Annotated in this window: 14 protein-coding genes and 1 riboswitch; of the genes, 3 read left to right on the top strand and 11 right to left on the bottom strand. The window is 71.3% G+C overall.

Features of this window, described 5'->3' with window-relative positions; all coding sequences use genetic code 11:
- Positions 1–7 precede the first annotated feature (7 nt).
- The 10 genes from DX116_RS09970 to DX116_RS09925 all read right to left on the bottom strand — a co-directional run bounded on the left by DX116_RS09970 (position 8) and on the right by DX116_RS09925 (position 7,719).
- On the bottom strand, positions 8–1,249 hold the full coding sequence (locus DX116_RS09970; RefSeq protein ID WP_119703933.1) for a hypothetical protein: 1,242 nt from the start codon (positions 1,247–1,249) through the stop codon (positions 8–10).
- A complete protein-coding gene (locus DX116_RS09965) occupies positions 1,246–1,710 on the bottom strand; it encodes a cupredoxin domain-containing protein (protein ID WP_119703932.1) in 465 nt (154 codons plus the stop codon). The genes DX116_RS09970 and DX116_RS09965 overlap by 4 nt, the downstream gene beginning before the upstream one ends.
- Positions 1,707–1,898 carry a hypothetical protein gene (locus tag DX116_RS09960; RefSeq protein WP_119703931.1) on the bottom strand — a complete coding sequence of 64 codons (192 nt, stop codon included), beginning with the start codon at positions 1,896–1,898 and terminating at the stop codon, positions 1,707–1,709. Before DX116_RS09960 ends, DX116_RS09965 begins: the two co-directional genes overlap by 4 nt.
- On the bottom strand, positions 1,895–3,748 hold the full coding sequence (locus DX116_RS09955; protein ID WP_119703930.1) for a hypothetical protein: 1,854 nt from the start codon (positions 3,746–3,748) through the stop codon (positions 1,895–1,897). Before DX116_RS09955 ends, DX116_RS09960 begins: the two co-directional genes overlap by 4 nt.
- A gap of 102 nt (positions 3,749–3,850) precedes the next feature.
- The gene (locus DX116_RS09950) at positions 3,851–4,051 is read right to left on the bottom strand and encodes a cold-shock protein (protein ID WP_119703929.1); all 201 of its coding nucleotides are present in this window, start codon (positions 4,049–4,051) and stop codon (positions 3,851–3,853) included.
- A gap of 119 nt (positions 4,052–4,170) precedes the next feature.
- Complete coding sequence (locus DX116_RS09945; RefSeq protein WP_119703928.1) at positions 4,171–4,449, bottom strand: MoaD/ThiS family protein; 279 nt, start codon at positions 4,447–4,449, stop codon at positions 4,171–4,173.
- Between the two features lie 26 nt (positions 4,450–4,475).
- Positions 4,476–5,759 (bottom strand): threonine synthase, encoded by a 1,284-nt coding sequence (gene thrC, locus DX116_RS09940; RefSeq protein WP_119703927.1) that lies wholly within the window; start codon positions 5,757–5,759, stop codon positions 4,476–4,478.
- A 10-nt stretch (positions 5,760–5,769) separates the two neighbouring features.
- Positions 5,770–5,884: riboswitch (SAM riboswitch) on the bottom strand.
- A gap of 104 nt (positions 5,885–5,988) precedes the next feature.
- Entirely contained in the window at positions 5,989–6,834 is an 846-nt protein-coding gene (otsB, locus tag DX116_RS09935; RefSeq protein WP_119703926.1) for a trehalose-phosphatase, read from the bottom strand.
- 8 nt (positions 6,835–6,842) lie between these two features.
- Positions 6,843–7,415 carry a LytR C-terminal domain-containing protein gene (locus tag DX116_RS09930; RefSeq protein WP_119703925.1) on the bottom strand — a complete coding sequence of 191 codons (573 nt, stop codon included), beginning with the start codon at positions 7,413–7,415 and terminating at the stop codon, positions 6,843–6,845.
- 7 nt (positions 7,416–7,422) lie between these two features.
- Positions 7,423–7,719 carry a DUF3263 domain-containing protein gene (locus tag DX116_RS09925; protein ID WP_119703924.1) on the bottom strand — a complete coding sequence of 99 codons (297 nt, stop codon included), beginning with the start codon at positions 7,717–7,719 and terminating at the stop codon, positions 7,423–7,425.
- An 81-nt stretch (positions 7,720–7,800) separates the two neighbouring features.
- Between DX116_RS09925 and DX116_RS09920 the strand changes: the two genes are divergently transcribed.
- The 3 genes from DX116_RS09920 to DX116_RS20425 all read left to right on the top strand — a co-directional run bounded on the left by DX116_RS09920 (position 7,801) and on the right by DX116_RS20425 (position 14,798).
- Positions 7,801–8,796 carry a Gfo/Idh/MocA family protein gene (locus tag DX116_RS09920; protein WP_119704223.1) on the top strand — a complete coding sequence of 332 codons (996 nt, stop codon included), beginning with the start codon at positions 7,801–7,803 and terminating at the stop codon, positions 8,794–8,796.
- A gap of 29 nt (positions 8,797–8,825) precedes the next feature.
- Positions 8,826–10,253, top strand: coding sequence for an alpha,alpha-trehalose-phosphate synthase (UDP-forming) (locus DX116_RS09915; RefSeq protein ID WP_119703923.1), 1,428 nt, complete (start codon positions 8,826–8,828; stop codon positions 10,251–10,253).
- A 216-nt stretch (positions 10,254–10,469) separates the two neighbouring features.
- Complete coding sequence (locus DX116_RS20425) at positions 10,470–14,798, top strand: phosphodiester glycosidase family protein (RefSeq protein WP_199715984.1); 4,329 nt, start codon at positions 10,470–10,472, stop codon at positions 14,796–14,798.
- A gap of 84 nt (positions 14,799–14,882) precedes the next feature.
- Here the strand turns inward: DX116_RS20425 and DX116_RS09905 are convergent, their stop codons facing one another.
- Entirely contained in the window at positions 14,883–16,520 is a 1,638-nt protein-coding gene (locus tag DX116_RS09905; protein ID WP_119703922.1) for an ABC-F family ATP-binding cassette domain-containing protein, read from the bottom strand.
- Between the last annotated feature and the right edge of the window lie 34 nt (positions 16,521–16,554).

The raw sequence follows: 16,554 nt of genomic DNA, 5'->3' as shown, positions 1-16,554 counted from the left end.
GCCGGGGTCAGACGGAGAACAGCAGGTACAGGCCCGTGAAGGTGTAGGCGACCATCAGCACCAGCATCGCGAGCTGGCCGCTCAGCCGGTGCGCCCTCGGCAGCAGCACCAGGGCGCGGTCGTGCGCCGCGACGACCGCCAGCACGTGGCCCGCGACCACGAAGGTCACCTTGAGGGCCGCGAGCATCGACGGGTGGTCCGACAGGACGTACGAGATCGACGGGTCGCCGAGCGGCGTCCAGCCACGGCCCAACGGGTCGAGCAGGGCGTGGAAGGCGCCCTGCCCCTTCTCGACCAGGTAGGTCAGGTAGTGCGCGAACACGTAGCCGACGACGATCGGCACGAGGGAGTGGGCGAGCAGGCCGGGCAGGCGTCGCCGCTCCTCGCGGGTGACTCCCCCGGTCGCCGACGCCGCGACCGCGAACAGCACGCCGACGACGAGGCAGAAGCCCAGCAGCGTCGCGCTGTGCTGCAGCGTCGACAGGGCTCGTCCTTGCCAGAACGGGGACGCCGAGAAGCTGTCGTAGGCCGTCGACCCGAGCAGCACCGCCAGCAGCGCGACCAGCCCAGGACCGACCGGGATCGTGGTCAGGCCGCGCAAGGGGTTGCGCGAGAGCCGTCCGTCACGGGCGACTGGCGACAGGCGGGCGACGATCGCGCTGTAGACGTCGAACGGATCGGCGCGGTCGAACCAGCGCGGACCGAACGCGGCCCCGCCGGCGAGCATCGCGACGACGTAGACCGCCACCCACGTGCGCATCGCGTCGACCGAGCCAGGGTCGGGCGAGGCCAGCTCGAGCCACACGAAGGCGAACAGTCCCGCGACCGCCGGCCAGTAGCCGAGGCGTTCGGGGTAGGTCCAGCGCCCACGGCCCGTGAGCGTCCGCCAGGGCGAGAGGTCGCGCCACACGTGTCCGGCCACGAGCGCCAGCGGCACCAGGCCTACCCACACGAAGATGTAGACCGCCTGCAGCCCTCCGTTGGAGGCGTCGTCAGGGCCGGCGTAGAGCGCGACGAGGATCCACGCGGTCAGCGCCATGCCGAGGACGGCCAGCCACGGGCGGCGACGACCGGGCTCGCTCGTCCACGAGCCCTGCAGCCGGGGCGTCCGCCAGGCCAGCGCCAGCACCGCGAACGAGATCGTCAGCGCCCACGAGGCCCCGACCATCGCGTAGAGGAACGGGATCGGCAGATCGGTCGAGCCTCCGACGCCGTGCGCCGCCAGGGTCGGCGCTGCCGCCAGGGTCACCGGACGACGAGCTGCACGATCGTCGCGTCCAGGTGGTGCGCCTCGACCGCGACCTGCCCCGGGGTGTCGATCGTGAAGGACTTCTCGATCGATCCGCCGGCCTTCACCTGATAGGTGTGCTCGGGGTCGGAGTGCACGTGGATCTCCTCGTCGGCGTCGGACGTGACGAGCAGCGTGATCCTCTGGCCCTTCTTCACCTCGACCCGCTCGCCCCGGGGCGTGACTTCGCCGTCCTTGATCGTGATCGTGACGCGCTGGCCCCGCTGCTTCTCCGCCTCGTCGCCGACGGCCTCGGCGAGCTCGTCGTCGGCAGCCGCCTTCTGCTCAGCCTGCTCCTTGGCCTGCCGGCTCTGGTCCTCGGCCGCCGACGTGGTCTGCTTCGGCGCAGGCGCGTCGTCGGACGAGCCGCTGCACCCTGCGAGGAGCAGGCCGACGGCCAGGGCGATGGTGACGGTCTTCATTCGGTCTCCTGGTCGAAGGCGCGCTCGATGATCTCGCGCTCCTCACGTTCTTCTCGTCGGTCCTTGCGAGCGATGTAGAGCACCACGCCCACCACGATCACGGCCGGCACGATCGCCGGGATGGCCAGCAGCGCGACGTGGTGGGCCAGCAGCACGTCGAGGAGGGGCGGCGTCCCGGCAGGCGTCATGACGTCAGCGTAGGGGCACGGCCTGCCCTCTCCGCCGCCTCGTGCTCCTCGATCTTGCGGGACACCCGCGACACCGACATGCAGATGCCGAGGATGATCGCCAGGCTGCACAGCAGCACCACCATGTTGGCGACCGTCCAGATCCATGCCGGGTGCTCGTCGGTGCGCTCGCGCTGAAGGATGTCGATCTCGGGCACGAAGTCGCGGGTGAAGGTCGCGTCGGCCGGCAGCTCCTCGGCGCCGAGAGGGCCGTCGGCCGGCAGGTAGATCGGCACGGCGGCCAGCGTGCGGCCGTCCTGCACCCGCAGCAGCGTCTTCCAGTTGCCACCGACCGGCACCGGCCTGGTCGACACGTACCGAGGTGCACCCGCGCTGTCGACGCCCGCGCGTCGCAGCCGGTCGGTGACCACGCCCTCTCCCCCGCCCTGCCAGGCCGTGATCTGCACCCACGTCGGGTCGCCGTCGATGACGCCGGCGTCGATCGTGACCTCGGCGGTGACCTCGGGCTCGGCGGCTGTGCCGACCTGCGTCAGCGCGAACGTCGCCGAGGCGTCCTTCGGCACGGTGGCGTGCAGCCCGTTGGCGACGGCCGCCGACAGCACGACGACCGAGGCGACGACGATGACGCGTCCGACGTTCTTGGCCGGCAGACGCCCCATCAGCCCCAGGGCGAACAGCGATCCGCACAGGCCCGACGCGATCGCGACGGGAACCGCCATGAGCAGCCCCTCGACCCACATGTCCTGCGTCCACGGGAACGCGAAGACCTGGTCGTTCCAGAGCTTCTCGACTACCAGGCCGACCGTGCCGATCAGCAGGCCGGCGATCGCACCGAACCAGAGAGGTGACCGGCGCAGACGCGAGAACGCCAGCAGCTCGACGATGACGGCGCTGCCCAGGTAGAGCGGGAACACGTGGTGGGCCTCGCCCATGACGTCGGTGACGATGAACGAGATGATGCCGCGCATGAGCAGGAAGAACACGACGGCGCCGACCGCCGCTCCGGGGCCGATGTAGAGGCGTGCCGCGACCAGCGTGATGCCGGCCGCCGCGACGATCATGAGCGGCGCGAACACCATGCGGAACTGGGCGATGCCGAAGTCGAACTCGGCCTGGAAGACCGACAGGCCGATCAGCAGCGCACCGAAGGCCGTGGACGTCATGATCGTCTTGAGCCAGGTGGGGACGGCCTTGCCGCGCTGGCGCATCGCGACCTCGGCCTCGCGGTTGAGCAGGATGATGCCGGCCGTCGACAGCCCGGCGCCGCCGATGAGCATCAGGTGCGTCGGGCCCCACAGGGTGACGTCCTGGCCGAACAGCCGGTGCCAGACGTCGTCGAGCGGGAAGCCGATCAGGGCGTACAGGCCGCAGGCGGCGATGAAGATGCCGCTGACGGGCGCGTACCAGTGGCGGGTGATGCGCACGGCCGCGACACCGGGACGTTCGCCGTCGCGCGGGTAGACGATCGCCGACATGCCCGCGACGAACAGGGCGAACAGCCCGTAGAGGATCAGGTAGTGCGCCGGGTTGGCCAGCGGACCGGCGTCGCGGCCCCGGCCGGCGTGCAGGCTGACGTCCCACATGAATCCCAGCAGCGCCACGATCAACGAGCTCCCGACGAACATCGTGGGGATGGTCGACCAGCCGGGCTCGCCGTGCTGGGCGCCGAGACGACGCCCGAGGCGGTCGAACCACTCGATGCGGTGCGTGCGGTGGGCCCAGGCGATGACCAGCAGCACGATCGTGACGACCGTGGCCGCGACCGAGAGCCAGATGACCTGCTGGAGCTCCGCTCCCCCGACTGGCGCGGTCACGGGCTCGGCTGCGGTGATGACGCTGTCGACGAACATTCCCGGAGTATGTCAGTGCCGATGAGCCATGACAAGTGTCAGATAGAAAGGTGTAGGCAGATGCGCGGCGACCCGGCCGCTCGGACCGGGTCGCGCGGGGGCTCAGTGCCCGATGACCTCGTGCGCCTCGCGGCCCTTGGGGCCGTCGACGACCTCGAACTCGACCTTCTGGCCGTCGTCGAGGGTCTTGTAGCCATCGGAGGCGATCTTGGACCAGTGGACGAACACATCGTCCTGGCCCTCGATCTCGATGAATCCGTAGCCCTTGTCCGCGTTGAACCACTTGACGGTGCCATGCACCATGCCGCCACTCCCACCTGTCACGAACGAACCCACCTGCCGAGGGGCCGATGGGCTGAGCCTATCGGGCCACGCGCCCACCGGCTACGGCGGGACATCGCCCCGCCCGAGCCCCGAGGGGCTCAGCAACCCCCGGCAACAGCGGGGATAATCGAGACCTGGGCGCCGTCCGGGGTCGGCGTGTCGAGGCCCTGCGAGAAGCGGACGTCCTCCTCGGCGACGTAGATGTTGACGAAGCGCCGCAGCTTGCCCTCGTCGTCGACGACGCGCGCCTTGATGCCCGGGAAGGCTGCCTCGAGCGAGTCGAGGACGTCGGTGAGGGTGCCCCCCTCCGCGGTCACCTGCGACTGGTCGTTCGTGTAGGTGCGCAGGATCGTGGGGATGCGGACCGCTACTGACATGTGCTTGCTCCTCGGCTGGGGGTGGTTCAGGCGATGTTCGCGTCGACGAACGCCTGGTAGGTCGGTGCGATGGTGGCGGCGGGCCCGACGAGGTCGGAGACGGCGTCGAGCGTCTTGAGCCCGTGGCCCGTGTTGATCACGACGGTCTCGAGGCTCGTGTCGAGCTGACCGGTCTCGACGAGCTTCTTGAGCACGCCGACCGTGGTGCCGCCGGCGGTCTCGGTGAAGATGCCCTCGGTACGGGCCAGCAGGACGATGCCCTCGCGCACCTCGTCGTCGCTGATGTCGGCGACGGCGCCACCGGTCTGCCGGCAGATGTCGAGGACGTAGATGCCATCGGCGGGATTGCCGATCGCCAACGACTTGGCGATCGTGTCGGGACGCTGCGGCCGGACGACGTCCCAGCCCTCGCGGAACGCCTCGGAGACCGGCGAGCATCCCGTGGCCTGGGCGCCGAAGATCTTGACGGGCTTGTCGTCGACGAGCCCGAGCTCGACCAGCTCGCGGAAGGCCTTGTGCACCTTGGTCAGCTGCGAGCCCGACGCGACGGGGATGACGATCTGGTCGGGCAGGCGCCAGCCCAGCTGCTCGGCGATCTCGTAGCCCAGGGTCTTGGACCCCTCGGCGTAGAAGGGGCGGACGTTGACGTTGACGAAGGCCCAGCCGTCCTCCTCGCCGGCGATCTCGCTGGCGAGCTTGTTGACGTCGTCGTAGTTGCCCTCGACCGCGATGAGGTTCTCGGTGTAGACCGCCGAGTTGACCTTCTTGGGGGTCTCGAGGTTGCTGGGGATGAACACGACGGTCTTGATGCCGGCCCGGGCTCCCGCCGCGGCGACCGCGTTGGCCAGGTTGCCGGTGGAGGGGCAGGCGAAGACCGTGCTGCCGAACTCGCGGGCAGCGCTGAGGGCACAGGCCACGACGCGGTCCTTGAACGAGTTGGTGGGGTTGGTGCTGTCGTCCTTGACCCACAGCTTGGTCAGGCCGAGCTCGGCGGCCAGGTTCTTGGCCTCGAGCAGGCGGGTGAACCCGGGCTCGAGGTTGGGGCTGGTCTCGATGTCGTCCGGGACGGGGAGCAGAGCCTTGTAGCGCCAGATGTTGGCCGGCCCCGCCTCGATCTGCTCGCGCGTGACGGCCGGGAAGTCGTACGTGATCTCGAGGGGGCCGAAGCAGTCGGTGCACACGTAGTGCGGGCCGATGTCCTGGGTGGCGCCGCACTCGCGGCAGACCAGGTCGGTCGCGTGACCGAAGGCCCCCTCGCGGATCGACGTGCTGGCGGGTGCGGCGGCGGTGCGGTCGGCGGTGAGGCTCACGCGATTCTCCTGGTCATCTTTCCCGGATCGACTGTCGTCCGGGACGGATTGAGCACCTGGTCGCATCGTGCGACTGGTTGCTGGGGTGTCGTCGGGCCGTGTCCCTGTACCCCTCTGGATGAGTGGCTCAAGCGTACGCACGCGTCTCACGATGTGTCTACTTGGTCCACATCGTGGACTGATTCGTCCGCTGGCTGAACACCACGAGACCGTGGGAGACCGGCAGGGGTCAGGCGGGGACGAGCTCGTCGGCGAGCTCCTGGAGCCAGGCGGCCACGGCGTCGGGGCCGTCGAGGACGATGTCGGCGCGGGCCACCAGGGCGTCCTGCTCGGCGGAGGCCGAGCACAGCAGCAGGCCTCCGACGCCCTGCGTCCTGAGCTGCTCGACCGCCGCGAACGCCGGCAGGTCGCCGAGGTCGTCGCCGCCGAAGATCACCTGCCGGGCGCCCGACTCGGCGGCGAGCGCCAGCAGGGCGTCGCCCTTGTCATGGCCCAGCCCGCGCAGCTCGATCACCTGACGCCCCGGCTCGACGGCGAGACCGAGCGCGGCGGCCAGCCGGTCGACGGGCTCGCGCAGCTCGTCGAGCAGCCGCGGGTCGATGCCCCGCGTGTGCAGCGCGATCGCGAGCCCCTTGTCCTCGATGCGGACGTCCTGCGCACCGTGCTCCACCAGCCAGTCCGGCAGCGTCGACGCGAGCTCGGCCACGGCCGCGGGACGATCGGGCTCGGACGTGCGGCCGTCCGCGGCGTCCCAGCGCTCGGCCCCGTACTGGCCGAGGATGACCAGGCGCTCGAGACCGGCCCGCCCCTCGAAGCCTCCGAGGTCGAGCGCCTGCCGCACGGGGCGCCCCGTGATGATCGCGAGCTGCCCGAGCACCGAGCCCAGACGCCCGAGCGCCTCGACCGAGTCGGGGTGGGCGTAGGCACGGGTGGGGTCGTCGACGATGTGCGAGAGCGTTCCGTCGAAGTCGAGGGCCAGCAGCGTGCCGGCTGGATCGGCCACCACGGAGGCGCGGGCGGCGGCCGCACGGGAAGCTGCTTCACCGGAGGCTGCGACACGAGAGGATGCGGTCATGCCCTAGATCATTGCGCTCCGGACAAGATGATGGTCAACCGGTCCGTCCGCATGGGCGAGACGCTGGGTCGCACCCGGCTGATGCCGACGTCGTCGGCCAGCAGCTCGGCCTGCGACTGCAGGCTCGGCGGGTAGTAGACGGTGTTGGCCGGGATCGACCCGCTCCAGTTGCCGATGCCCGACAGCGTCCAGCCGGCGCCCGTGACCTTGGCCGAGAACGTGCGGGCCGCGCCGACGACGCCGGAGTTGTTGAGCACCGAGACCCGGGCGCTGCGCCGGGTCGCGGGCTCGTCGGCGGCGTCGGGGCTGTCGGACGTCTCGTCCGGGTCAGGCTCGGACGAGGCCTCCGGCGCCGGAGTGCTCGACGGCGCGGACGGCGACGGGGTCACGGGGGTCGTCACCGGGGGCTTGGTCGAAGCGGCCGTCGGGGCCGCGGCGTCGGACGGGCTCGAGCCGTCGCCGACCACGAGCCAGCCGAGCCATCCTCCGGCACCGACGACGAGCATCACCGACAGGACGATGAACCAGGTCGACGGAACGTACGCCCGCGGGGCGGGGACGTTCTTGCGATGCGCCACCATCGCGCGGTCAGAGGTCGATGCCGAGGCGCCTGGCCGAACGGCTGCGCTGGCGCTGCGCGCGGAGGCGACGAAGACGCTTGACCAGCAGCGGGTCGAACGCCAGCGCGTCCTCGCGGTCGATCAGCGCGTTGAGCACCTGGTAGTAGCGGGTCGCGGACATGTCGAACTTGTCGCGGATCGCCTGCTCCTTGGCGCCGGCGTACTGCCACCACAGACGCTCGAGGGCCAGGATCTCGCGGTCACGCTCAGACAGGGACGCGGCAACGGCCGTGCCCTGCGCGTCCGACCTCTCCACAGCACTCATGCCTGCATCCTAGGTCATGAATAACACCTGTGTCATTCGCTTGTCGCGGCCGATCGGTGCGCCGATGGCACAGTGGGACGCATGACGATCACGACACCCGTCCGCTGGGGCATCCTCGCCACCGGCGGAATCGCCGAGAAGTTCGCCAACGACCTGGCCCTCGTCGCCGACAACGAGCTGGTCGCCGTCGGCTCGCGACGCATCGAGGCCGCACGCGACTTCGCCGACCGACACGGCGCGACCCGCGCCCACGGCTCGTACGAGGAGCTCGTCGCCGATCCCGACGTCGACGTCGTCTACGTCGCGACCCCCCACGGACGCCACCTCGAGGACGTCCGCCTGTGCTTCGCGGCCGGCAAGCACGTGCTGTGCGAGAAGGCCCTGACCCTCACCGCCGACGACTCGGCAGCCCTGGTGTCCGAGGCCGCCGAGCGCGGGCTGTTCTTCGCCGAGGCGATGTGGATGCGCACCAACCCCAACGTCCGCCGGATGCTCGAGATCGTGCGCAGCGGCGACCTCGGCGACGTGCTGCAGGTGCGCGCCGAGCTCGGCTTCGTGGGCCGCCCCGACGTCGCACGCCTGTGGGACGTCGCACTCGGCGCCAGCTCGCTGCTCGACGTCGGCATCTATCCGCTGACGTTCGCCCACATGGTGCTGGGCGAGCCCGTCCGGATCGCGGCGGCCGGCGTCGTGTCCGACACCGGGGTCGACCTCAGCGGCGGCGCCACCCTCACGTATCCGTCGGGGGCGGTCGCCAGCATCGCCTGGACGCAGGTCGCGCTCGGCGACAACCGTGCCGTCATCGCCGGCGACCGCGGTCGCATCGAGGTGCCCGGCCGCTTCCACCACGCGGACGGGTTCACGGTCGTGCGCGGCGACGACCGCGAGGAGGTCGCGCTGCCCGTCACGGGACGCGGGTACTCCCACGAGATCGAGGAGGTCGCCGCCTGCCTGCGTGCCGGCGCGACGACGTCCGCGGTGCTGCCGCTCGACGAGACCGTGTCGATCCAGCGGCAGATGGACGAGATCCTCCAGCAGGTCGACGCGCCCGCGAGTCGATCCGGCGCAGCCCGGTGACGGCCCCCATTCGACGCTAGGGTGACGACATGGCCACAGGCACCGCAGACTTCGTGGTGATCGCCAACCGACTTCCGGTCGACCGCGTCACCGCACCCAACGGCGACACGTTGTGGCGCACCTCCCCCGGCGGGCTCGTGACGGCTCTCGAGCCGGTCATGAAGAGCAACGGCGGAGCGTGGATCGGCTGGCACGGAGCCGCCGACGAGAAGGTCAAGCCCTTCGACCACAACGGCATGCACCTCGTGCCCGTGCCGCTGAGCAACGACGAGGTCGAGGAGTACTACGAGGGCTTCTCAAACGCGACGCTGTGGCCGCTGTACCACGACGTCGTCGCGCCGCCGGAGTTCCACCGCGAGTGGTGGGACGCCTACGTGCGCGTCAACCGGCGGTTCGCCGAGAAGGCCGCCACGGTGGCCAACGAGGGCGCCGTCGTGTGGGTGCAGGACTACCAGCTGCAGCTCGTCCCGACGATGCTGCGCGAGCTGCGTCCCGACCTGCGCATCGGCTTCTTCCTGCACATCCCGTTCCCTCCCACCGAGCTGTTCCAGCAGCTTCCGTGGCGCCGCGAGATCCTCGAGGGCCTGCTCGGCGCCGACCTGGTCGGCTTCCAGATGCCCGGTGCGGCGCAGAACTTCGTCCGCCTGGTGCGCCAGCGCGTCGGTCACAAGACGCACCGCGACATGATCTACCTGCCCGACGGGCGCACCGTCCTGGCCAAGGCGTACCCCATCTCGATCGACGCCGCCGGCTTCGAAGAGCTCGCCCGCACGCCCGAGGTCATCGCCCGGGCCGCCGAGATCCGCGAGAGCCTCGGCAACCCCAGGACGATCCTGCTCGGCATCGACCGGCTCGACTACACCAAGGGGCTGCGACAGCGCCTGCGCGCGTTCGGCGAGCTCATCTCCGAGGGGTCCGTCCACGTCGACGACGCCGTCTTCGTGCAGGTGGCCACGCCGTCGCGCGAGCGCGTCCAGCAGTACAAGCTGCTGCGCGACGACATCAACCGGCTCGTCGGACGCATCAACGGCGACGTCGGACGCATCGGCCAGCAGCCCGTCACCTACCTGCACGCCTCGTACCCCCGGCAGGAGATGGCCGCGCTCTACCGCGCCGCCGACGTCATGGTCGTCACGCCGCTGCGCGACGGCATGAACCTCGTGGCCAAGGAGTACGTGGCCTGCCGCTACGACGACCAGGGCGCCCTGGTGCTCAGCGAGTTCGCCGGCGCGGCGTCCGAGCTGAAGTCGGCCTACCAGGTCAACCCGCACGACATCAACGGCATGAAGAGCATGATGCTGGCGGCGATCAACGCCAGCCCGCGCGAGAACGGTCGCCGCATGAAGGCGATGCGCAAGCAGGTCATGGAGAACGACATCGAGCTGTGGGCCAACAACTTCCTCGAGGAGCTCACGTCCGATCGCGAGCTGCACGAGAAGAACCCCCGCCCGGTCTAGATCCAGCCCACGTCTGCGGAGGACCGAACCTCTCTGCCGCGGCGGAAGCGACCGCTTCTCCGCGCGTCTGGCACGGGTAGGAGTCACCCAGACTGACATCCTTTCGCCAGGCGTCACCCTGTGGGGGGCGAGTGGACGTCTGGTGTTGGTGACGGGCTGCGTGAATGCGTCTGGCCGCGAGCGCGGCCGTGACCCACTCACCCCCTGAGGACCCGAATGATCCCCAGCAGCACGCGATCGGGCCGACCCCGGCTCCGGTCGTCCCTCTCCGCCGTCGTCGTCTCGACGCTGGCGGCCGGCGCTCTCGGCGTCGGCCCGGCGGCCGCCGCACCGGCGTCCGCCTCCCCTCCCCTCGCCGCCGCGCCGACCGACCGCGCGACCTTGAAGGACGCCCTCTCGCTGGTCGACGAGACCGAGCCGATCGGCCCCGGCATCACGCTGCGCAGCCTCACCTCGGTCACGCCGAGCGGCTGGTACGACCAACGCGTCCTGAGCGTCGACCTGGCCAACCCGGCCGTGACCAGCGACCTGCTCTCCGGCGACACCGTGACGGAGCGCAACCCGATCTCGTCGAAGGCGAACAAGGCCGGAGCCGTCGCCGGCGTCAACGGCGACTTCTTCGACATCAACAGCTCGGGCGCTCCTCTCGGCGCCGAGGTCAAGGGCGGCGAGCTGCTCAAGTCGTCCGACGTCGGTGCCTGGTCGCACGTCGGTGTCGGCACGGACGGCATCGGGCGCGCGGTCGACATGACCCTCGACGCGAAGGCCACCTTCGCCGGCACCGACCACCCCGTCGCCTCGATCAACGCCGCCAACACGCTGGCCGGCTCGCCGAAGGACGCGATCGTCGCCTACACCCCGCGATGGGGCACGTACGGCCGCTCGATCGGCGTCGGTGGAGCGTCCGACGTCGCCTCGGTGCTGGTGCAGGACGGCATCGTGGCCTCCGTCGACGTCGCCGCCGCGGGTGCCGGCCAGATCCCCGCGGACGCGTTCGTCCTCGTCGGGCGCGAGGCCGGCGCCAGCGCGATCCGCGCCCTGGCCCCCGGCGACACCGTCGCCCTGGCCTACGACCTGCGCGACGACGTCGCCGAGCAGATGAAGTTCGTCATCGGCTCCAACCGCGAGCTGGTGCGCGACGGCGTCGCCCGGCCCGACGGCGAGCTCGACAACGACGTCCACCCCCGCACCGTCATCGGTTTCAAGGACAGCGGGAAGACCATGCTGCTCGTGACCAACGACGGTCGGCAGGCACCCGTCAACGGCATGACGATGCGCGAGCTCGCCGCGTTCATGGTGAGCGAGGGCGCCGAGACGGCCTGGAACCTCGACGGCGGCGGATCGACCACGATGGTGGCCCGCTCGCTGGGCGAGACCACAGCGACCGTCCGCAACAGCCCGTCCGACGGCGCCGAGCGCCTCGACCCCAACGGCGTGGGCGTCTTCGTGTCGCCCGGCTCGGGCAGGGCCGAGGACCTCGTCATCACCCCCGGAACCGGCGACGCCAAGGTCTTCCCGGGCCTGCACCGGACGCTGACGGTCAAGGCCGTCGACGACCACCTCGCCCCCGTCCCGCTGGCCCGCGGCGACGTCCGCTGGAGCACGTCCGCCGGGACGGTCGACAACGGCCTGCTCGCCGTACCCGCCGACGCGACCGGCACCATCACGGTCAAGGGCACGGCAGACGACACGCAGGGCGACACCCGCGTGCAGGTGCTGCGCCGGCTGCGGACCCTCGAGCTGTCGCAGACCCGCCTCGCCATCACCGACCCGATCGCGGCCAACGCCGTGAAGGTGAAGGTCACGGGCCGTGACGGCCAGGGCTTCACGGCCCCCGTCGAGTCGGCCGACCTCGACCTCGACTACGACCGCTCGATCGTCAAGGTCACCCCGTCGGGCACGGGACTCAAGATCACGCCGCTGACCGACGGCGGGACGGTGCTGGTGCTGAAGGCCGGCGGCCAGACCGCCAGGCTGCCCATCACGGTGGGCGTCCAGACCGTCAAGCCGTACGCGTTCGACGACGCGGCCGCCGGCACCGGCCGCTGGACCGGCAACCCGACCAGCGCCGTCACCGGCATCACGAAGGTCGCCGACGGCGTGCGCCTGGACTTCCCGGCGGCTCGCAACAAGGGCATCACCGCCGCGAGCGTCCCGGCCCGCTGGGTCGAGATCCCCGGCCAGCCGCTGCGCGTCCGGCTCAAGGTCAAGTCGGACGTCCTCGTGCCGTCGGGCCTGACCTACGCGGGCTTCTGGGACTCCACCATGAAGTCGTACGGCCTCTACGGCACCGGGCTGCAGCCGCTGGGCGTCGGCGCGGACGACCCGTGGCAGTACGTGACGTTCACGATCCCCGCGACCGCGACGTTCCCGGTGCGCTGGAACTCCTTCCAGGGCATCAACACCGCGCCCGACCAGCAGAAGGCCGGCTCGATGATCTTCGGCGGCGTCGAGGCCGACGTCCCGTCCGAGATCGAGCTGCCCGGCCAGGAGCCGCTGAGGTCCGATCCGCTGTTCTCGCCGGACGGCGCCACGGACCCCGACACCGACTGGAGCTTCGCGACCCTCTCGGACGTGCAGTTCACGGCGGCCCAGCCCGAGCTCACGAAGGTCGCGATCGCGGCGCTGGCACGCATCCGCGCCCAGGACCCCGACCTGATCGTGCTCAACGGCGACATCGTCGACCGTGGTCTGCCCGAGGACATCGCGCTCGCGCGCAAGACCCTCGAGGAGGGCGGCTGCGACCTGATCGGGCTCGGCCAGGAGCCGGACGAGGAGAGCACGCCCGACCCGTCGAAGGGCACCGTCCCCTGCTACTACGTGCCGGGCAACCACGAGTCGTACGGCCTCGGCAACGTCCAGTCGACCCTCGCCGCGTGGGAGGCCGAGTTCGGCCAGCCCTACCGCACCTTCGACCACAAGGGGACGCGGTTCGTGCTGCTCAACAGCGCGCTGGGCAGCCTGCGCGGCTCCGACTGGGACCAGCTGCCGATGCTGCAGAAGGCACTGACCGGCGCCAAGGAGGACCCGGCGATCCGCAACGTCATGGTCTTCGCCCACCACCCCGCCAACGACCCTGCCGAGACCGACTCCAGCCAGCTGACCGACCGCACCGAGGTGCGCCTCGTCCAGAAGCTGCTGACGGACTTCCGCACCGAGAGCGACAAGGGCGTCGCGATGGTGGGTTCGCACGCGCAGATCGCGAACGTCGACCGCGTCGAGGGCGTGCCGTTCGTCGTGCTGCCGTCGTCCGGCAAGTCGCCGTACGGCACGCCCGACCGCGGCGGGCTCACGGGCTGGCTGAAGTGGGACGTCGACCGTGATGCGTCGGCCGGTGGGCAGTGGCTCACCGCCGATGTCCGCGCCTTCTCGCAGGAGACCGTCGTCGACGCTCCCGAGACGATCGAGGTCGGCGGCACCGCGACGGTCGGCGGACACGTCGTCCAGCCGTCGGGCGTCGTCGCGGGCAGCCGGGTCGTGCCGCTGGCCTACCCGGTCTCGGTGCACTGGTCCGGCGACTCGTCGCTGGCGATCGGATCGGGGGACGCCGCGGTGAGCGCGGCGCGCTCGGCCAAGAAGGTCGCGATCCTCGACCCCGAGACGCGCCGGCTGACGGGCCTGCGCACGGGCGAGGTGACGCTGTCGGTCACCAACGACTCGATGCGCGAGCTGACCGATGCGGCGTCCACCGCACCGGTCGTGGGACGTCGGACGGTCACGGTCGTGGCCGACCAGGGACCCGGACCGCGCATCGACGCACCGGCCCCGGTCTTCGCCTCGCAGCCCGTCGGCACCACCGGCGCGGGCCAGCGCGTGATCGTGACCAACCGGGGCGACGAGCCCCTGCGGGTCTCGCGCGTCAGCATCGCCGCGACGGGCTCGAGCCCGTCCGGGGAGTTCGTGCTGGCCGGCGAGAAGTGCGTCGGCGACGCGATCGCGCCGGGCGCCTCGTGCGAGGTGCTGGTCCGCTTCTCGCCGTCCGTGGCGGAGAGGACCTCGACGGCAGAGCTCGTCATCGAGGCCAACACGCCCGAGGGTCAGGTCGAGGTGCCCCTCACCGGGCTCAGCACCGTCCCGCCGAAGGGCGACACCGGACCCGAGGGAGCCACCGGACCCGTTGGTCCGACCGGCCCCCAGGGACCCGGCGGCGAGTCGGGGACGCCGGGAGCCACCGGGCCCCAAGGACCGCAGGGACCTGCCGGTCCTCGCGGACCGCAGGGGCCGACGGGGACCGTCGGGTTCCGCTCGTCGAGCAGCGTCGTGACGGTCGAGCAGGGAGATCGGGCGCGCCTGACCTTCTCGCTCAGCAACCGCACCGGCGCCACGCTGCGGTCGACCGTGAGGGCGACACCTGCCAAGGCGCTGCGGGCGTCCGGCCGCAGGACCGTCACGGTCAAGGGGCTGCGGTCCGGATCGACGCGGAAGCTGTCGTTCAAGCTCTCGATCGGCCGGAAGGCCAGGATCGGCAAGCACACCGTGCGCGTGCGGATGACGGTCGGCGACCGCACCGTGACCCGCACGGTCACGGTGCGGGTGGTGCGCTGACCACCTGATCCGTCCGACCCAGAAGTGCGGAGGACCGGACCTTCTCGCCGCGGCGAGTGGGGCCGGTTCTCCGCACTTCTGGGCTCAGGTGGTGGTGACCTGGCCGTCCTCGACGTGCCACCGCTGGTGGAGGTCGACGTTGTCGAGCAGGCGGCGGTCGTGCGACACCAGCAGCAGCGCACCGTCGTACGCGGCCAGCGCCTGCTCGAGCTGCTCGATCGCCGGCAGGTCGAGGTGGTTGGTGGGCTCGTCGAGCACCAGGACGTTGACGGCCCGCGCCTGCAGCAGCGCCATCGCCGCCCGCGTGCGCTCGCCGGGTGACAGACGTCCGACGACGCTGCCGACCTGATCGGCCTTGAGGCCGAACTTGGCCATCACGGTGCGGGCGTCCGCCGGCGACAGATCGGGCACCGCCGCCTCGAACGCGTCGGCCAGGGTCCGGTCGTCGGGCAGGACGCCCCGCGCCTGGTCGATCACGCCGACCGCGAGCGACGCTCCCTGGGACGCCCGCCCGTCGTCGGGCTCGATGTCGCCGAGCAGCAGGCGCAGCAGCGTCGTCTTGCCGGCGCCGTTGGGGCCCGTGATGCCGATGCGCTCGCCGGCGTCGACCTGCAGCGAGACCGGCCCGAGCCTGAAGTCGCCGCGTCGCACCACCGCCCCGTCGAGGGTCGCCACCACCCCGCTCGAGCGGGGCGCGGCCGCGATCTCGAAGCGCAGCTCCCACTCCTTGCGGGGCTCCTCGACCTCGTCGAGACGGGCGATCCGCGACTCCATCTGGCGCACCTTCTGCGCCTGCTTCTCCGACGACTCGCTCTGCGCGCGACGGCGGATCTTGTCGTTGTCGGGGCTCTTCTTCATCGCGTTGCGGACGCCCTGCGAGCTCCACTCCCTCGTCGTGCGGGCCCGTGCGACGAGATCGGCCTTCGTGCCGGCGAACTGCTCGTAGGCCTCGCGGGCGTGGCGCCGGGCGATCTCGCGCTCCTGCAGGAACGAGTCGTAGTCGCCGTCGTGGACGCGCACCAGGTTCTGGGCCAGGTCGAGCTCGACGACCCGGGTGACGCACCGCGACAGGAACTCGCGGTCGTGCGAGACCAGCACGATCCCGGCGCGCATGCCACCGACCAGCCGCTCGAGCCGGTCGAGCCCGTCGAGGTCGAGATCGTTGGTGGGCTCATCGAGCAGTGCGATGTCGAACCGGCTCAGCAGCAGGGCTGCCAGCCCGACCCGGGCCGCCTGGCCGCCCGACAGCGACGTCATCAGCGCATCGCCGTCGAGCCCGAGGCGCAGCTCGCCCAGCACGGCCGGGATGCGCTCGTCGAGGTCGGGTGCGCCCGACGCGAGCCAGCGGTCGAGGGCCGCGGCGTACTCGTCGTCGGCGCCCGCGGCACCGGAGCCCAGCGCGCCGGCCGTGCGCTCCATCGCCTCGGTGGCATCGGTCGCTCCGGTGCGACGGGCCAGGTACGCCGCCACGGTCTCGCCGGCGACCCGCTCGTGCTCCTGCGGCAGCCAGCCGACGAAGGCGTCTGCCGGGGCCGTCGACACCGTCCCGGCCAGCGGAGCGGTGCGGCCCGCGAGGATCTGGAGCAGCGTCGACTTGCCGGCGCCGTTCGCGCCGACGACGCCCACGACGTCGCCCGGGGCGACCGTCAGGTCGAGCCCCTCGAACAGGGTGCGGTGCGCGTGACCGCCGGACAGCGCCTTGGCGACCAGGGTGGCACTCACCCCGAGATCGTCCCACAGGGCCCGCCGTGCGCTA

The sequence above is a fragment of the Aeromicrobium endophyticum genome (genome assembly GCF_003586285.1).
GTDB lineage: Bacteria > Actinomycetota > Actinomycetes > Propionibacteriales > Nocardioidaceae > Aeromicrobium > Aeromicrobium endophyticum.
Note: the sequence above shows the minus strand (reverse complement) of the source record. Positions and strands in the feature narration are given on the sequence as shown.